Below are 16,893 nucleotides of genomic sequence, written 5' to 3'. Positions count from 1 at the left end.
CGCATGATTGACCGGATGATGAAAACAGTCAGAATGTTTTTGGCATCATCGATATTTGGATAAGGAGGGGCTACCGCCAGACATGAATGCATTATCCGTGTTTTTTAAAGACTTAGCTGCGGCCGTCAAAAACCCGAAAGTGCTGATCCCGATCATTGCCGTCATGTTTATCCCGATCATGTACAGCGGCGTGTATCTGGCAGCCTTCTGGGACCCGTACGGCCATTTGGACAATTTGCCGGTCGCCGTGGTGAACCAGGATAAAGGCGCCGAGTTCAAAGGCAAAGAGCTGCATATCGGCTCGGACCTGGTGGATGAACTCAAAAAAGGCAAAGATTTCGACTGGAAGTTTGTCAGCGCAGAGGAAGCGGAGAAGGGGATCAAGGAAAACCGCTATTATATGAAAATTACCATCCCCGAAAACTTCTCCGAACAAGCCACGACGCTGCTGGACGATCATCCGCAGCCGGCAAAAATTTTGTATGAACCGAACGGGGATTACAACTTTATCGCCTCCCAGATCGGAAATACGGCGATCAAGGACATTAAAGCGAAAGTGTCCGCCAAAGTCACCGAATCGTATACCGAAAGCCTGCTCGACAACTTCACGGAAGTTTCGGACGGACTTGCGGAAGCGGGCGACGGGGCGGACAAAATCCATGACGGCAGCGTCGATCTTGACGAAGGAGCCGTCAAGCTGAAGGAAAACCTGAAAAAGCTGGCGGACGGCACGCTGGAAGCCAAAGACGGCATGGGGCCGCTGGCCAAAGGCGTAAGCGATCTTCATCAGGGCGCGGGTCAGCTGAACCAGGGCGCGGGCAAACTCGCCAGCGGGCTGGGTCAGCTGAACGCCGCGGGAGGCCAGCTGCTGAGCGGAGCGAAGCAGGCGCAGCAGGGCGGTACGCAGCTGCATGCCGGGCTGCAAAGCTCCTTGGAAGGCGCGAAAAAGCTGAACGCAGGCCTTCAAGGTTCGGAGCAGGGCGCAGGCAAGCTTGAGGCGGGGCTTCAAGCCGCCGAAAAGGGCAGCGCGGATCTATCTTCCGGACTCAAGTCTTCCCTTGACGGGGCATCCAAGGTTTCCGAAGGCGCGAAGGGCGTTGCCGACGGACTGCAGCAGCTTGCCTCCTCCAGCCCGGAACTGGCCAAAAACCCGCAATTCCAGAAGCTGCTTGCCGCCAGCCAATCCGTGGCGGAAGGAAGCGCCAAGGTGGCGGCTGGCCAGGAACAGCTGTCCAAAGGCGCCGATTCCCTGCATGACGCGCAGCAGCAGCTGCTGACCGGCGCAACGGCGCTTCATAGCGGGCAGAAACAGCTGCTTGAAGGCAGCGGCCAGCTTGTGAAAGGCCAGGAACAACTCGTGCAGGGCGCCGCGAAGCTGAATGAAGGGCAGTCCGCGTTGACCGCCGGACTTTCAACGTTTAACCAGAAGCTCGGAGAAGCGGCAAACGGCAGCCAAGCGCTTGTCGCCGGCTCGAAGCAGCTCGTGGACGGCACGTCCCAGCTGAAAGGCGGCGTGAACAAATTGTCGGGCGGCCTGGTGACGCTTGCCGACGGGTCGCAGCAGCTGCATAAAGGCGCGGGCGAGCTCGCCAATGGCATCACGAAGCTTGACGACGGTTCGAAGGAGCTGGCAACCAAGCTGAACGATGCGGCCGAAAAAACTTCCGAGCTGAAAAAGACCGACGATCTCGTGAAAATGTTCGCCCAGCCGATCGACTCCGAGGAAAACGACAGCCGCAAAGTGCCGAATTACGGCACGGGCTTGACGCCGTATTTCATGTCCCTCGGTTTGTTCGTCGGGGCGCTCATCTCGACGCTCGTGATTTCGCTCAAAGGCACGACCGTGGAAGGAGCGACAGGCTTCGGCCGTTTCGTCAGCCGCACGCTTTCTTTTGCGGGCATGGGCTTGTTCCAGTCCGTCGTGGCGGCGACCATCATTTTGTACGGACTTGGACTCAAGGTGCAGAGCGTGCCGTATTTCTTCCTCTTCACCTTTATCACGAGTTTGACGTTTATGTTTATCGTGCAGGCGGTCGTCACGTGGTTTGATATGCCGGGACGTTTCCTCATTATCATTCTGCTCATTTTGCAGCTGACGACCAGCGCAGGCACGTTCCCGCTCGAACTGATTCCGGATTGGCTCAAACCGATCAATCCTTGGCTTCCGATGTCGCACAGCGTGCTTGGATATAAAGCCATCATATCCAGCGGGGATTACGACCTGATGTGGAAACAGGCCGGCGTGCTCGGCATCGTCGCCGTCATCTTCCTGGTTTTCAGCCTGATTTATTTCCTGTGGAAAGGAAGCAAAAAGCAGCAGCCTGCCGAGGCGGCGGCTTAAGCAGCAGGAACTTCAGGGCATTCCACAAAAAAACGAAGTCCTGATCCGCAAGGGTCAGGACTTTTTTTCGAATGCAAAAGAGAGTATCATGTTTATGCGCAAGCGATCCTTTTCTCTGCTAGAAACATTTCCGCACTGACATGGCCGGCCATCGGTGAAAGCACGCCGGATGGACGTTTTTCTGAGGTTCAGGGTATAATAAAGAGATCAGACAGGAATGAGGGATTACATGATTACGATTAAAACCAGATCACAAATCGAACAGATGAAGGAAGCCGGAGCCATCCTCGCGGCTTGCCACCGGGAGATCCGAAAGCTGATCGAACCGGGAATCACGACGATCGAAATCGACCGTTTCGCGGAAAAATTCATCCGGGCAGCAGGAGCGACGCCCGAACAGAAAGGGTATAACGGATTTCCTTACGCGACTTGCACATCCGTCAACGACGTTATCTGCCACGGGTTCCCGGGCAGCTACGCCCTCAAGGACGGCGACATCGTGACCGTGGACATGGTCGTGAACTTGAACGGATGGCTGGCGGATTCGGCCTGGTCCTATGCGGTCGGCAACGTGTCCGAAGAAGCGCAGCGCCTGCTGGACGTGACGAAAGAATCGCTCTACAAAGGCATCGAAAAGGCGGTGATCGGTAACCGGATCGGCGATATTTCGAATGCGATCCAGGTGTACGCGGAAGCCGAAGGTTTCTCCGTCGTCCGCGAGTTCATCGGCCATGGCATCGGCCGGGAAATGCATGAAGAACCGCAGGTGCCGCATTACGGACCGCCAAAACTCGGCCCCCGTTTGAAGGAAGGCATGGTCATTACCATCGAACCGATGCTGAACACGGGAACGTACCGCAGCAAAATCGACAGCGACGGCTGGACGGCACGAACGCTTGACGGCGGATTGTCGGCCCAATACGAGCACACGATCGCGATTACCGCGGACGGACCGGAAATTCTCACGCTGCAATAACATACAAAAAGGAGCCTAAACGGGCTCCTTTTGCGTTTTGATCGGCGAACTCTAATTCACCCTTTGCTTATATTTCCCCGAGCTTTCGATGCTGACCCGAATATCGATGGTCTTGATGGAGTCCGCGTCCAAGAGATACGGGCTGGCGCGATGAAACTCATGCCACTTTTTCGGATTTTTGCGGTAAAGCTTTTCATCAAGCATGAAGACGTCGGCTTTTTTCTCCAATCCCTTTTTGAAGCTCATTTTGATTTCGTCCCGGATGGCATCGCCTGCCATTTCCTCCATCTTTTTATGCGGCGTGTCTTTGATCAGCTCATCGATATACGCATCGACGGATACCCGGATCTTGAATCGGGCCTTGCCGTTTTCGATGACGGGTTTTACATACAGATGGGGTTTTTGGAGAACGATCGCGGCGACGGGAGGACCTTGATCCGGGATGTTCATGGGGGATTGGACCAATTGCCGCTGAATCCATCTCGTCCCCTTGAGATCATCCTCGCTTAGATGGCCCCGGAATTCCTTGTTTTGAAAAAAATACGCCCCGTTGATCCGGAACATCGAACGTTGGTTCCGATCCTCGTACCAGCCGGTCCGGTCAATCGTGAGGCACGGGATCATGGCAAGTCCGCTCGGCTCGTTCATTTGCGCGATGATTTTGTAGCCGTATTCGGGGAGGATGAACGACCTTTGCGAATAGATCTGGTACGGTAAATCCATAAGGGTGTCCAGAGGCGAAAAATTCAGGATGGACTTTTGGATCAGGATCTCGTGCAGCGGTTCGTTCGTGCCGTACATCAAAATGTTGTATCGCACCTCGCGGTAGCGGTTCAGCATGTCGTAGATTTCCTTCATTCCATGTTTCATGGCGTTTTCGGACAGGACCAGCGCCTTCAAATGCCCCCAAAAAACCCTGATCTGCGAAGTGGCGTACATGGTCGTGAGCGATTCGGTCAACGTTTTTCCTTCGCCGACTCCAACCCAGATCGGGACCGGTTTTCCCTCTTCTCCGGTATCCGATTTGGCGATATTGGTAAAATTCGGCACCTGCGCGTAACTTTTGAAGCGGCCGTTTTCATAATCGACGCCAAGAGCCGTAACGTAAGCCATATTCTGGATGTCCTTGGAATTCCAGCAGCCGGAAACGAGCATCAGGATGAGAAGCGATAAGGCGATTTTTTTTGCGTTCCTCATTGCGGGTTCTCCCCAAAATGATCCGAATCCATGGTGCCGAGCGACGTCGGCTTTTTACGCATCAGCTTCCAAGGCCCCCGCAAAATGGCAAGGAAAAAATCTTTCGCGTGAAAAGGCGATACGGGCGTCAAGTAAGGAACGCCGAAGGACCGCAGTCTTGACGCATAGGCCAGCAAAAGAATCAAGCCGAGGATCATCCCGTACATGCCCAGAATGGACGAAGCAAAAAACAGCCCGAATCGGATCACGCTCACGGCGGTGCTTAGCGTCTGATTGACGAGCGTGGCGCTTGCAACCGCAGTGATGGCTCCGACGACGACCACGGAAGGAGAGACGAGCCCCGCGCGGATGGCTGCATCGCCGATAATCAAGCCGCCGATGACCGTTAAGGTCTGCCCGATGGTGCTTGGAAGCCTGATTCCCGCCTCGCGGAAAATTTCAAGAAGGATCATCAGCAGGAAAAGCTCCATTTGGGCGGAAAAAGGAAGCCCTAATCTTGCGGTCGAAATGGTCGCCATGAGCCGGAAAGGGATCTGGTCCTGATGGAAAGCGGTCACAGCTACCCAGAAGGAGGGCAGGCCGATGGAGATGAGCAGGCTGAGGATCCGGATGAGCCGCACAAAAGAAACATAAATATAGTTGAAATGAACGTCCTCCGGAGACTTCATCTGCAGCGACAAGGTGCCTGGCCCAATCAACGCCATGGGAATGCCGTCAATAATGATGACGAAACGGCCGTTGATCAGGCTTGCAACCGCGTAATCCGGCCGGCCGGTAAAATCAAGCAGGGGGAAGAGGGCATATCTGGAGTCGGACAACAGCTCCTCCAGCTGATTGATCGAATAGATCGCATCGATATCGATCCGGTCCAGGCGTTGCCTGACTTCCGTCAGGATACTCTTTGAGATGATGTCGTCGAAGTACATTAAAGCAATCCTTGTTCTGGACCTGCGTCCCAAAATCAGATTTTCGCAGCAAAGGGACTTGCTGCGGATGCGCTTGCGGATCAAGGCGATATTGGTGACAAAATCCTCGGTAAAACCGTCTTTCGGCCCTTTGATCGAGATTTCGACGTTGGGCTCCTCGGGAGTGCGTTTGGGAGCGTTGGAAATATCCAAAGAATACATTTGATTGGTGAGCGGGATCAAAATGACGAGACCCCCTTGGAATACGATATCCTCGATTTCCTGTTCGGTGACGGGCTCCTTCATTTCGTCCAGCGCCAATTTGGAATACAGGTCGCCGTTTTGCTGCAGGAAAAAGCCGGATTCCCGGTACATGTCCTGGAGCTCGGGAAGTACGACCAGGCTGATTTGCGCGGAGTCCGCGAGTCCGCTTGCGTATATGAGCACGACGTCGGACGAAGCGGAGTTTTTTTCCAAACGGTACGTTCGGATGACGACATCGAAGCTCTTGGAAAAGACGGATCGGATTTTTGGCAGCGTCCATACCGCGTTTTCGTTTGGTGATTCGGACGGGGTCACGATGCTTCCTCCTTTCTTTTCGCCGGCAAAAACGTTATAGCGGTCCAGATGACGGATAGTAACAGGTTTACGCAAAGCGAGATCGGAAAGTAATATCGATACAAACCTTGATAGAACGCGTCTTGGCTGACAGGAAACATGGCAAACAGGACATAACTGAAGGAGACGGCGAGCAGAAAGCGGTTCGCCATCACCCTGCTTTTAAATGGGAGTATTTCGACAAGGAGATATTGGGCAAGCGCAATCCGCATGAATGCGCCGGCCAGCCATTGATAAACCGAAAAAAAGTCGACATGCTCCACATATCTCCCGATTTTTACGAGCCTCCACTGTTCATAGGGGGATTCCATTTGCTTTGCGGCCTCCTGCGGCCCAAACTCCGATATGGCGCCGAGGATAGGGCCGAGGGTGATGTAGGAGATGATCAGGCCGTAGACGGCCATGTGCCATGGTTTGACCCGGTTTGTGATCCGGTGCTGCATGGACAAAATAACGAAGATTTCCACAAAACCCCCGCCAACATATATCATTCCATTCACCGGCGGCATTATTCCGTGCTCCAGAATCGGGGCGAGCAAATTGAAGTTTTTTTCCGTAACATTGGCAATCGACACGAAAAAGCCGAGTAGGACGACGATGGGAAGCAATATCCCCGCACTGACGGCGATCGAACGGATGCCCAGCTTGGCCATATAGAAACATACGAACATCAAGGTGCCGACCAAAACGATTTTGGGCGTCGCCGGCAAATAGTTGCTGATCGTCCAGCCGGAAGTATGATAAAGGGTAACGCCGCCGATCAGGTACAAATGAATAATCAATGGAGCAACCAAAATCCAGGACAGGACGGGAGTTGTTTTTTCCGCCAGCCACGGCTGAATTTTCTGCTGGCCGGTCCGTTTCATGAAAACGGCAAGCATCAGGGTCCAAGGCACCAGCAGCACGGTCGCGAAAATAACGGAAAGCCACGCGTCCCTGCCAGCCGCATCGAGCACGAGCGGATTGATGATGACATGGCTCGTCAGGCCGTTCATTAGCATAAGGGACATCAAAATTGGCACGATATGCACGGATGCTGATTTTTTCATTTGAGGCTTGTTCCCTCTTCCTGAATGAAATCGTTGATTATCGTATTTTGGCTAAAATCACTCCTGAATATTCCATATTTTGAAACAAGCGGATGACATGAGGCTTCCACACCCAAAAAAGCGGGCTTATCCTCCAAAAATTCCAACTATTTAAAGTGATAATTTCATTATATGAAAAATTCACAATAACAAAACAAGCTTGCGCCTAGTTACTATACCGAACGTCTGCCACGCCCCACGGACTTTGACCGAGAAAAAGAGGACAAAAAAAGCAGCGCGTGAAGCGCTGCTTGGCCGTTTGGATTACTCCTTGTTCAGCAGTTCCGCGCCGGCGATGCCCGGATTCGTCATCTGATAAGGATCCAGAATGATATTCAGTTCTTCCTCGGTCAACACATTATAAAGGAGGCACAATTCGCGGACAGGTTTGCCGGTCAGGATCGCTTCGCGGGCAATGCGCGAAACGACCTCGTATCCGAGATGCGGGTTCAGCGCAGTGATGATGCCGACGCTGTTTTCGACGTATTCGCGGCAGCGTTCCACGTTGGCCTGGATGCCTTCGATGCAATGCTCGCGGAATACGCGGAAGCCGTTGTTCATGATCTCAAGGGATTGGAGCAGGTTATATACCAGCACCGGTTCCATCACGTTCAGTTCCAGTTGTCCGGCTTCGGAGGCGAGGCAGATCGTATGGTCGTTGCCGATGACCTGGAAGGCGATTTGGTTGATGACTTCGCACATGACCGGATTGACCTTGCCCGGCATGATGGAAGAACCCGGCTGCCTTGCCGGGAGCGACAGTTCGCCAAGTCCGGCTCTCGGTCCGGAGGCCATCAAGCGGATATCGTTCGCGACCTTGGACATGTTCATCATGCAAATTTTCAGCGCGGCCGAAACTTCGGTGTACGCGTCGGTGTTTTGGGTGGCATCGACCAGATGGTCCGCCGGCTCGATCGGGAAACCGCTCAGCTCGGCAAGCACTTTGGCGACATGTTCGATGTAGCGGACGTCGGCGTTCAGGCCCGTACCGACGGCGGTTGCGCCCATATTGATGTGGAGCAGGTTTTTCTTCGTCGCGGCCAGGCGGTCGATGTCCCGCCCAAGCACGCGCGCGTATGCCTGGAATTCTTGTCCCAGACGGATCGGAACCGCATCCTGCAGATGGGTTCGTCCCATTTTGATGACGGAGTCGAATTCTTCGGCTTTGCGTTCGAAGGCCTGCTTCAATTCCTGCATCGTTTTCAGCAGCTTCTCGATCATCGTCAGGGTAGCCAAATGCACCGCCGTCGGGAAGGAATCGTTGGTCGACTGGGCCATGTTGACGTGGTTGTTCGGGCTGATGTCGGCGTAGCTGCCTTTTTCTTTGCCGATCAGCTCGAGCGCGCGGTTGGCGATGACTTCGTTCGTGTTCATATTAATAGACGTGCCTGCTCCGCCTTGGATCGGATCGACGATAAAATGATCGAACCATTTCCCGCCGATGATCTCGTCTGCCGCCTTGACGATGGCTTCGCCTTTGGACGGGAGCAGCCGTTTAATCTCCATGTTTGCGATCGCGGCCCCTTTTTTGACCATGGCCATCGCCCGGATCAGCTCCGGATGAATCCGCTGGCCGGTAATCGGGAAGTTTTCTGCCGCACGCATCGTTTGAATGCCGTAGTATGCGTCTTCGGGAACTTCTTTGGTGCCGAGAAAGTCTTTTTCTAGTCTCATGAATACATTCCTCCGAGTTTGGTAACTGGATATTAGAGTCAGATGAGAACGCTTTATTTTATCGGACCCGCTATCATTATACGGTTTAAATGCAGGAACTGCCAGTCCTATGTCATTAAGGAATGAAAAAAAGGCGGAAATGTCCGCCATGAACGCACAACTGTATATTCGGACGCGTTGGAGACCATAGGGACGGGGAAGCGGGGAACGAAAAAAGCCCGCCGTGAAGCGGGCTTTCCGTGTAACTTTTGACCTTAAATCGAATTCGGAACTTTGACGTCGGGATTGACGTCGGCTTCATAATCCACGCCTTCGGTTTCAAACCCGAACAGTTGGAAAAATTCCTTGCGGTATCCTTCCAGGTCCGTCAGATCATAAATATTGTCGCTTGTGACTTGATCCCAAATGTTCACCACTTCGGCCTGCACGTCCTCGCGCAGCTCCCAATCGTCGATGCGGATGCGTCCGGCTTCGTCGACCTGCGGCTCCCCTCCGGCATACAGGCGATCCTTGAACAGGCGATAGGTTTGCTCGATGCAGCCTTCATGGATGCCCTTTTCCTTCATGATTTTGTACAGGGAGGAAATGTACAGCGGAACGATCGGAATCGCGGAGCTGGATTGCGTCACGAGACCTTTGCTCACCACTACGTAGGCCCGTCCGCCGTTCGTTTTGAGCTGATCGTTTAACTTCAGGGCCGTCGCCTCCAGATGGTCCTTGGCCCGACCGATCGAACCGTCGCGATAGACGGCTTTCGTGATCTCGGAGCCGATGTAGGAGAACGAAATGGTCGTTACGTCTTCGCTCAGCACTTCCGCGGCGCGAAGCGCCTCGATCCATGCTTCCCAGTCGTCGCCGCCCATGACGGCTACCGTTTCTTGGATTTCCTTTTCAGTTGCCGGTTCAATCGTGATGTCCGTCACTTCGCCCGTATGGAAATTGACGGTTTTATTCGAGAATGGCTTGCCGATCGGCTTGAGCACGGAGTTGAACGTTTCTCCCGTTGCCGGATCCGTCTTGCGGGCGGAAGCCACGCTATAAATGACGAGGTCGACCTTGCCGATTTTTTCCTTGATGAGCTCAATCGTTTTATCCTTCGTTTCTTTGGCGAAAGCGTCGCCGGTTACGCTGTATGACTTCAAGCCTGCGTCCTGGGCTGCTTGCTCGAAGGCGGCGGAATTATACCAGCCTGCAGAAGCGGTGCGTTTTTCGGAGCCGCTGCTCGGACGATAGACGCCGACCGTGTTCGCTTGCGCGCCGAAAGCCGCCGTAATCCGGGCCGCCAGGCCGTAGCCCGTGGACGCGCCGATGACCAGCACGTTTTTCGGCCCTTCGATCGCAGGTTTCGACTGGACGTAATCGATTTGTTTTTGAACCTGTGCCGCGCAGCCTGCCGGATGTGAAGTGGTGCAGATGAATCCGCGTGTTCTCGGTTTAATGATCATGTTAGGCTTTTCCTCTCTTCCAAATGAAAATACAACGAATGTTGAGACGTTTTGGACATACTCCATCCTATTGTATCAATTTTTGAGGAAACGACCAACCAGGATCGCAAGCAAAAGGGAATTAATTAACGTTTAGCAAAATATATTTGACGATGATAATCATTATCAACTAAAATAGGAAAGAAGGTTCAACCGGTTATTGCAGCATACATATGCAGGTTTTGCGGAAATCACCGATATCTAATCTTAGGAGGCGGCTTATATGTTCATTCAGGTTCGGAGAATCACGGTCAAGGCGGGAAACGCCGATCAGGTCGTGGCCCGGTTCAGCAAGGAAAGCCCGATCGACGCCATGGAAGGGTTGATCGATAAAACGGTCATGACGACCAAAATCAGCAAGGAAGAGGAAGAAGTCGCCGTCATGATCCGTTGGCGTTCCCGCGACGATTGGAAAAACTGGGAGAAAAGCGACGCGCATCTTCAGGGGCATCGCGAGAAAAAAGGGCAGGAACCCCCGGAATACGTCATCAGCACGAAGGCCAATATGTACGAGGTGCAGAGCGTAACCCAGGGAAAAGCCTCCCAGAGCGTATAGATCAATCATGGCATAAAAAACATTTCGAACAACGCCATTTTCATGTTGCGGAAAGAATTCAGTAAAAAACAGCCACCCGGTTTCGATCCCAGGGCGGCTGTTTTTGCTTTAACGTTGACTTGTTATGACGCATGAACGGTAATCACTCAGGGTTAGATCACTCTGAAACCTTCGGGAAGCCGGCCCGTAGCCGAGATGCGGAGAATTTCCTCAACCGTCAGGGGGCTGTGTCGCTGGAGATCAGCGATGCCGCGTCCTGCCCGAAAATAAAATGGTCAAAATCGCGAATGCTCAGCCCCGAAAGGATTGGACAATTTTCATAGTGTTTGAGAAATGGGAAGACGCTTCAGGCACGATCGTTTCACGATGACGCCGTTATCATGAGGCTGCATCGCCCTCGCCCGACTTTTTCCGCCCGTAAATGCGGTACAGCACAATTCCGAACAGCATGCCGATGAAGGACATGCAAGATATCGTCAAATACATCGTCCGGCCGCCGAAAGCCTGGTATAACGCGCCGCCCGCAAAGGACGACAAAATGCCCGAGACCCCAAAGAACAACAGCGCCAGTACGGTTTGTCCGGTAGCTCTCCATTCCACGGGCACGATGCTGTACAAATACTGGATTGCAGCCGTGTAGAATACCGGAAACGTTAGCAGCTGCAAGAGCTGGATGTAGGCGAGCCAGTTCGGGTCCTTGATCCAGGCCGAAATAAAAAACCGCAAAAAGTAAAACGCCCCGGCAAAAGAGATGATGGCAAGCTCCTTGTTTTTGCGAAGCCACCAGAAACTCAAGGAAAACACGAGAATTTCGCTGCCCGCGGCCAGAAACCATGCAAGGCCGAGCAAATCCGGCTTCCCGCCCAAATCCTTGATATACAGGCCCAAAAAGGTATCATTCATTCGGGCCGGAATCGAGCTGATAAACACGAGGATCAGGAACAGCAGCGTTTCCTTGTTGCTCAAAAAGTTTTTCAAACTTTTCATGGTCACGGGTTTCCCGGAGACGGGCGCATCCGGCATGAGATAGGTCACGACCAGACTGATTACGCCAAGCCCGGCAAACGTATACCCCAGGCTGCGGGAGCCGAACTGGGTCATCAAGTACCCGGCGGCCAGCGACATGACCGCATATCCCAGCGCGCCGAACGTCCGCAAGGACCCATAGCTGATGCCGGCTTGTTCCGCGACGCGGAAATTGAGGCTTTCCGTCAAAGGATCGACCGGCATCAGGAAAAAGTAGGTCAGCATGACGAACAGCAAAATCAAGGCATAGTGGTTTGTGCTGTAAATCATGAATCCCGTCACCGTCGAACAAAGCACCAAAATCAGGAGAACCTTTCGGATGGTCCGCGTCCGGTCGCTGATCATGCCCCAAAGCGGCTGCGCAATGAGCGTGATGAACCCGCCTATGCCAACGATCGAGCCGATTTGCGTCTCGTTTAACCCCTGCTCGCTGAAATAGAGGGGCAAAAACGGAATAAACATCGATAACAGCGCAAAGAAAAGAAAATTGAATGATTTAACCGTAAACGAAGATCTCATGTTTTTCTGTCCTTTTCCACAAAATGAAGTTTTTTCTGCAACCTATCGTCGAACGAATCGGCAGTTCTGCTATTTTAACATAAGTGGCGGACATGGGGCAGACCAAATTGCGCATGTTTTTTATATGGCAGGCGTCGCGGGAAAATCCCATGTCATTTTCTTTTTATGGTACACTATCAAATGATATCGATAGATTGATAGCCATAAGGAGAACGACGATGAAACTGGTATCTTGGAATGTGAACGGCCTGCGGGCCTGCGTCAATAAAGGATTCAACGATTATTTTGCGGCATGCGACGCCGATTTGTTTTGCGTGCAGGAAACGAAGCTCCAGGAAGGGCAGATATGCCTTGATTACGGCGAGGAATATGGGCAGTACTGGAACTATGCCGAGAAAAAGGGGTATTCCGGAACCGCGGTGTTTTCGAAATTAAAACCATGGTCCGTCTATTACGGCATGGAAGAAAACGCGGAAGCGGAAGGTCGTCTCGTCACGCTCGAGTTCGAGCATTTTTATCTGGTCAACGTATATACGCCTAATGCCAGAAGGGACCTGTCGAGGCTGCCGCTGCGCCTGGAATGGGAGGAGCGTTTCCGCAGTTACGTGTCCGCACTCGATGCCAAGAAACCGGTCATCATCTGCGGCGACCTGAACGTTGCCCATCAGGAGATCGATCTGAAAAATTGGAAATCGAACATGGGCAATTCGGGATTTACGGACGAAGAACGCGGCAAAATGACCGAATTGCTGGCGGCCGGCTTTGTGGACAGCTTCCGGCATTTTTATCCTGACCGGGATGACGCCTTTACGTGGTGGTCTTTTATGCCGAAGGTCAGGGAGCGGAATATCGGCTGGCGGATCGATTATTTCCTCGTATCGGAGAGGCTTGTCCCTGCGTTGACGGATGCGCGGATTGATGCGGAAATTATGGGCAGCGATCACTGCCCGATCATTTTGGAGCTTGACGAGGCCAAACTGGCCGAAATCGGTTCCTAAGCCAACCGGGCTAGACCCTGAACAGATGAAAATTTGATGGAGAAACAAGCAGTTCTGCCGCGTATGCAGCGGGACTGCTTGTTGGTTTAGGGGGAGACGTGGGCCGGGCAATGGTAAAAAACGCTTGACATAATCATCCAGACCCTTTATTTTTGTTGTACATACAAAATTGATTTGATGATGCCGATCCGATCAAAGGAAGGAGGAACGATCATGTCGGATGAACCCAACAATAAAACAGAGCCATCCTCTGAACAAGACGGAGCGTTTTTGCACGCCTGCATGTACTTCACCACCAACCGGTTAAGCCGGGCGATTACGCGCCTTGCCGACGAGGCGTTTGCGATGACGGGGCTGGCCCCGGCCTACGGTTATCTGGTTCGGCTGGTTATCGCCAATCCGGGCATTACCCAAAAGGAGCTTTCCGAGAAGCTGTATATTACGCCTTCCACACTGACACGTTTCATCGACAAGCTCGAGGGGAAACAGCTCGTAGAGCGTCAGGTTCAAGGGAAAACCGTGCTGGTGTATCCGACCGTAAAAGGGACGGCCATGAAGGAAACGCTCCACGAAGCTTCCAAAAAGCTGAAAGCCGCCTATGAGGCGAAACTCGGCAAGGAGCTGGCCGATGCGCTGACCCGGATGCAGGAGTCCGCGAGCGAGCTGTTGGAGCAATAACGCAAAGCTTGACCCTGGTGAACCGAAGCGCAAATTTCGTCCTTTACGACGGAAAACTTTGTTGCGCTTGGTCGTTAATTATTTTGTATGTACAAACAAAATAAAAGTTTAGAGGGTGAACCATACGATGAGCATGAGGGACGAACAAGTTCAAATCAGGCCTAAATCGCGTTTTTATTATGGTTGGATTATCGTTTTGCTTACCTTTGCCACGCTGCTCGTGTCGGCGGGCATTCGTTCGCTGCCCAGCGTTCTGATCGTTCCGTTTCAGGAAGATTTCGGCTGGAGCCGCGCCAGCATTTCGAGCGTCATTTCGGTCGGCATCTTTCTTTACGGCTTGGTCGGCCCGTTTTCGGCGGCGCTGCTGCTGAAATTCGGATTCCGCAAAGTGATCGTCGCTTCCCTTGCCGTGTTGGGGCTAAGCCTGGCCGTGACGCCGTGGATCCGGTCCTTGTGGCAGTTCGAGCTGCTCTGGGGCATCGTCTCGGGGCTGGCGACAGGGATGATGGCGAACGTGCTCGGCGTAACCGTCAGCAATCAGTGGTTCGTGAAGCGCAAAGGACTTGTCGTCGGGCTGCTGACGGCCAGCGCCGCAACCGGCCAGCTTCTCTTTTTGCCGCTGTATGCCAAATTGACGTCCGATTTCGGCTGGAAATATGCGGTTTATATCGCGGTATTCAGCATCGTCCTCGTATTGGCGGCCGTTGCGATCTGGATGCGCAACCACCCGCATGACGTCGGCGCGGCGCCGTACGGTTCCGATGAATTGGTCAAACCGACGCCTTTCGAAGGGAATATATTTCTGGCTCCGCTGCAAAACTTGCGGCAGGCGTTAAGCAGCGCCACCTTTTGGCTGTTGGCCGGGACCTTCTTTTTTTGCGGTTTGTCCACGAACGGCCTCATCGGCACCCACCTTATTGCGGCTTGCGGGGATCACGGCATCATGGAGGTGGCGGCCGCCGGGCTGCTTGCGATGATGGGGGTATTCGATTTGTTCGGCACGACGATTTCCGGCTGGTTGTCGGATCGTTTCGACAGCCGCAAACTGCTGTTCGTATATTACGGGTTCCGCGGCTTGTCCTTGCTGTTTCTGCCCTATGCACTGAGCAGCGCCTCCCCGTACATGCTTGTCGCTTTCTCCGTGTTTTACGGCCTGGACTGGATCGCCACCGTACCGCCTACCGCCAAGCTGGCGGGAGAAGCGTTCGGGAAGGAGAGATCCGGCATGATTTTTGGCTGGGTTGTCGTCGCCCACCAAATCGGCGCTTCGGCGGCGGCTTACGGCGCAGGCGCGCTGCGCGACTGGCTTGGCAGCTATTCGCAGGCTTTCGTGGTTGCCGGCTTCTTATGCTTTATCGCATCGGTGATGGCGATGCAAATCCGCAAAAGCCGGGCAGCGAGAGCCGGCGCGGCGATCTAACGCCAACAACCACCCTGCGGCGCGTGCCGAAGGGTGGTTGTTTTTCTAACGTATCATCCAGCTGTTTAATAGGAGGGCGTGCCGGGTTATACCCAGACCCCGTTCCGGAATACCGGCTCGGTCGTCCCGTCCGGCAGCACGCCGTCGATTTCAAGCGCCTCGGAGCCGACCATGAAATCGACGTGCGTCAGGCTGACGTTGGCGCCCCGGGCAAGCAGTTCCTCCTTGCTCAGCTTCGTGCCGCCTTCGATGTTCACGGGATAGGAGCTGCCGAGAGCGAAATGGCAGGAGGCGTTTTCGTCGATCCCGGTGTTGAAGAATACCCGCTTCATCTTCGAAATCGGCGAGTCGTTCGGCACGAGGGCCATTTCGCCGAGGTAGGACGCGCCTTCATCCGTTTCGAACAGCGACGTCAAATGCTCGCGGCCGGAGACCGCATCGTATTCCACGACTTTGCCGTCCTTGAACGTCAGCTTGATGCCTTCGACCAGGCGGCCGTTCAGGTTTAGGGGGAGAGTACTCGTGACGGTGCCGTTAACGCCGGTCCGATGCGGCATCGTGTAAATTTCCTCCGTCGGCATGTTGGCGACGAAATAATGGCCGGCCTCGTTGTAATCGCCCCCGCCCAGCCACAGGTAGCCTTCGGGCATCTCGACGCGCAGATCCGTCCCCGGCGCCCGGTAATGCAACGCTTTGTACCGCTTGTTGTTCATGTACTCCTGTTTTTCCTTCAGCGTCCAGATATGGTCCTTCCAGGCGGCGATCGGATCGTTGTCTTCGGTGACGCGGTTCATTTGGAACACGGCTTCCCACATGGCGGGAACGCGCTTTTCCTCCGGAAGGTCGGCGAATACTTTGTCCGCCCAGGCCTTCGTCGGGGCTTTGATCAGCGACCAGGTTACTTTATTGCTGCGCACATAAGCCTGATATTTCTCGCGGGCGACGGCGGCGGCTTTGACGGCCGTGGCTACCTTGGAGCCGTCGATGCCGCGGAACAGCTCGGGGTCGGGAACTTTGATATGTAATACGGCTCCGCCGCCTTCGGCAAGCTGCTCCATCATGTCGGCCGTCCATTTCGGATAATAGCCGAACGAATCGTCCGGAGCTTTTTCATAACGGATGCGCGTTATTTTTTCGTCGTCCCAATCCACCTGCACGTATTTGGCGCCGGCTTCGTAAGCTTTGGATACGACATGGCGGGCAAACTCGGCCGTCTCCAGTGGAGCCTGCACGAGCAGCACCTGGCCGGGCTGAATGTTCACCCCTACCTTAATGACCAGTTCCGCGTATTTTTCCAGCATGCGATTGAAGTCTTTCATGGCGATTTGTCCTCCGGTTTCGTTGAAAATCTCTTTCATTGGCATGATTCTCTGAAGATGCAATCCCTATTATAACCCGAAAATCGGCGATTCG

13 protein-coding genes are annotated in these 16,893 nt (G+C 53.7%); 6 read left to right on the top strand and 7 right to left on the bottom strand.

Annotated features, from left to right (window positions below; genetic code table 11):
* The first annotated feature begins 82 nt into the window (after positions 1-82).
* Together MKY58_RS15125 and map are read left to right on the top strand one after the other, a co-directional pair.
* Complete coding sequence (locus tag MKY58_RS15125; protein ID WP_339321009.1) at positions 83-2,341, top strand: YhgE/Pip domain-containing protein; 2,259 nt, start codon at positions 83-85, stop codon at positions 2,339-2,341.
* Positions 2,342-2,570: 229 nt separating this feature from the next.
* Positions 2,571-3,317: a type I methionyl aminopeptidase gene (gene map, locus MKY58_RS15120; RefSeq protein WP_339321008.1), complete on the top strand. Its 747-nt coding sequence runs from the start codon at positions 2,571-2,573 to the stop codon at positions 3,315-3,317.
* A 51-nt stretch (positions 3,318-3,368) separates the two neighbouring features.
* Here map and MKY58_RS15115 read toward each other — a convergent pair whose 3' ends face one another.
* From MKY58_RS15115 to fabV, 5 genes are all read right to left on the bottom strand, one after another.
* Positions 3,369-4,514, bottom strand: coding sequence for a Ger(x)C family spore germination protein (locus MKY58_RS15115; RefSeq protein WP_339321007.1), 1,146 nt, complete (start codon positions 4,512-4,514; stop codon positions 3,369-3,371).
* Entirely contained in the window at positions 4,511-5,998 is a 1,488-nt protein-coding gene (locus MKY58_RS15110) for a spore germination protein (RefSeq protein WP_339321006.1), read from the bottom strand. The genes MKY58_RS15115 and MKY58_RS15110 overlap by 4 nt, the downstream gene beginning before the upstream one ends.
* The gene (locus MKY58_RS15105) at positions 5,995-7,086 is read right to left on the bottom strand and encodes an endospore germination permease (protein ID WP_339321005.1); all 1,092 of its coding nucleotides are present in this window, start codon (positions 7,084-7,086) and stop codon (positions 5,995-5,997) included. Before MKY58_RS15105 ends, MKY58_RS15110 begins: the two co-directional genes overlap by 4 nt.
* Positions 7,087-7,389: 303 nt before the next feature.
* Positions 7,390-8,799, bottom strand: coding sequence for an aspartate ammonia-lyase (gene aspA / locus MKY58_RS15100; protein ID WP_036714702.1), 1,410 nt, complete (start codon positions 8,797-8,799; stop codon positions 7,390-7,392).
* Between the two features lie 254 nt (positions 8,800-9,053).
* Entirely contained in the window at positions 9,054-10,244 is a 1,191-nt protein-coding gene (gene fabV, locus MKY58_RS15095; RefSeq protein ID WP_339321004.1) for an enoyl-ACP reductase FabV, read from the bottom strand.
* Between the two features lie 262 nt (positions 10,245-10,506).
* Between fabV and MKY58_RS15090 the strand changes: the two genes are divergently transcribed.
* On the top strand, positions 10,507-10,839 hold the full coding sequence (locus MKY58_RS15090) for an antibiotic biosynthesis monooxygenase (RefSeq protein ID WP_339321003.1): 333 nt from the start codon (positions 10,507-10,509) through the stop codon (positions 10,837-10,839).
* A gap of 378 nt (positions 10,840-11,217) precedes the next feature.
* On the opposite strand, the gene MKY58_RS15085 is transcribed toward MKY58_RS15090, so the two are convergent.
* The gene (locus MKY58_RS15085) at positions 11,218-12,384 is read right to left on the bottom strand and encodes an MFS transporter (RefSeq protein WP_339321002.1); all 1,167 of its coding nucleotides are present in this window, start codon (positions 12,382-12,384) and stop codon (positions 11,218-11,220) included.
* A 218-nt stretch (positions 12,385-12,602) separates the two neighbouring features.
* Between MKY58_RS15085 and MKY58_RS15080 the strand changes: the two genes are divergently transcribed.
* The 3 genes from MKY58_RS15080 (at position 12,603) to MKY58_RS15070 (ending at position 15,480) form a co-directional block, all read left to right on the top strand.
* Positions 12,603-13,382 (top strand): exodeoxyribonuclease III, encoded by a 780-nt coding sequence (locus MKY58_RS15080; RefSeq protein ID WP_339321001.1) that lies wholly within the window; start codon positions 12,603-12,605, stop codon positions 13,380-13,382.
* A gap of 213 nt (positions 13,383-13,595) precedes the next feature.
* Positions 13,596-14,060, top strand: coding sequence for a MarR family winged helix-turn-helix transcriptional regulator (locus tag MKY58_RS15075; RefSeq protein ID WP_339321000.1), 465 nt, complete (start codon positions 13,596-13,598; stop codon positions 14,058-14,060).
* A 127-nt stretch (positions 14,061-14,187) separates the two neighbouring features.
* Positions 14,188-15,480, top strand: a complete 1,293-nt coding sequence (locus MKY58_RS15070) for an MFS transporter (RefSeq protein WP_339320999.1) — start codon at positions 14,188-14,190, stop codon at positions 15,478-15,480.
* An 86-nt stretch (positions 15,481-15,566) separates the two neighbouring features.
* On the opposite strand, the gene MKY58_RS15065 is transcribed toward MKY58_RS15070, so the two are convergent.
* Positions 15,567-16,799 carry an aminopeptidase gene (locus tag MKY58_RS15065; RefSeq protein ID WP_339320998.1) on the bottom strand — a complete coding sequence of 411 codons (1,233 nt, stop codon included), beginning with the start codon at positions 16,797-16,799 and terminating at the stop codon, positions 15,567-15,569.
* Positions 16,800-16,893: the final 94 nt, after the last annotated feature.

It is taken from the genome of Paenibacillus sp. FSL W8-0194, assembly GCF_037969745.1.
Lineage (GTDB): Bacteria > Bacillota > Bacilli > Paenibacillales > Paenibacillaceae > Paenibacillus_AQ > Paenibacillus_AQ cookii.
Note: the sequence above shows the minus strand (reverse complement) of the source record. Positions and strands in the feature narration are given on the sequence as shown.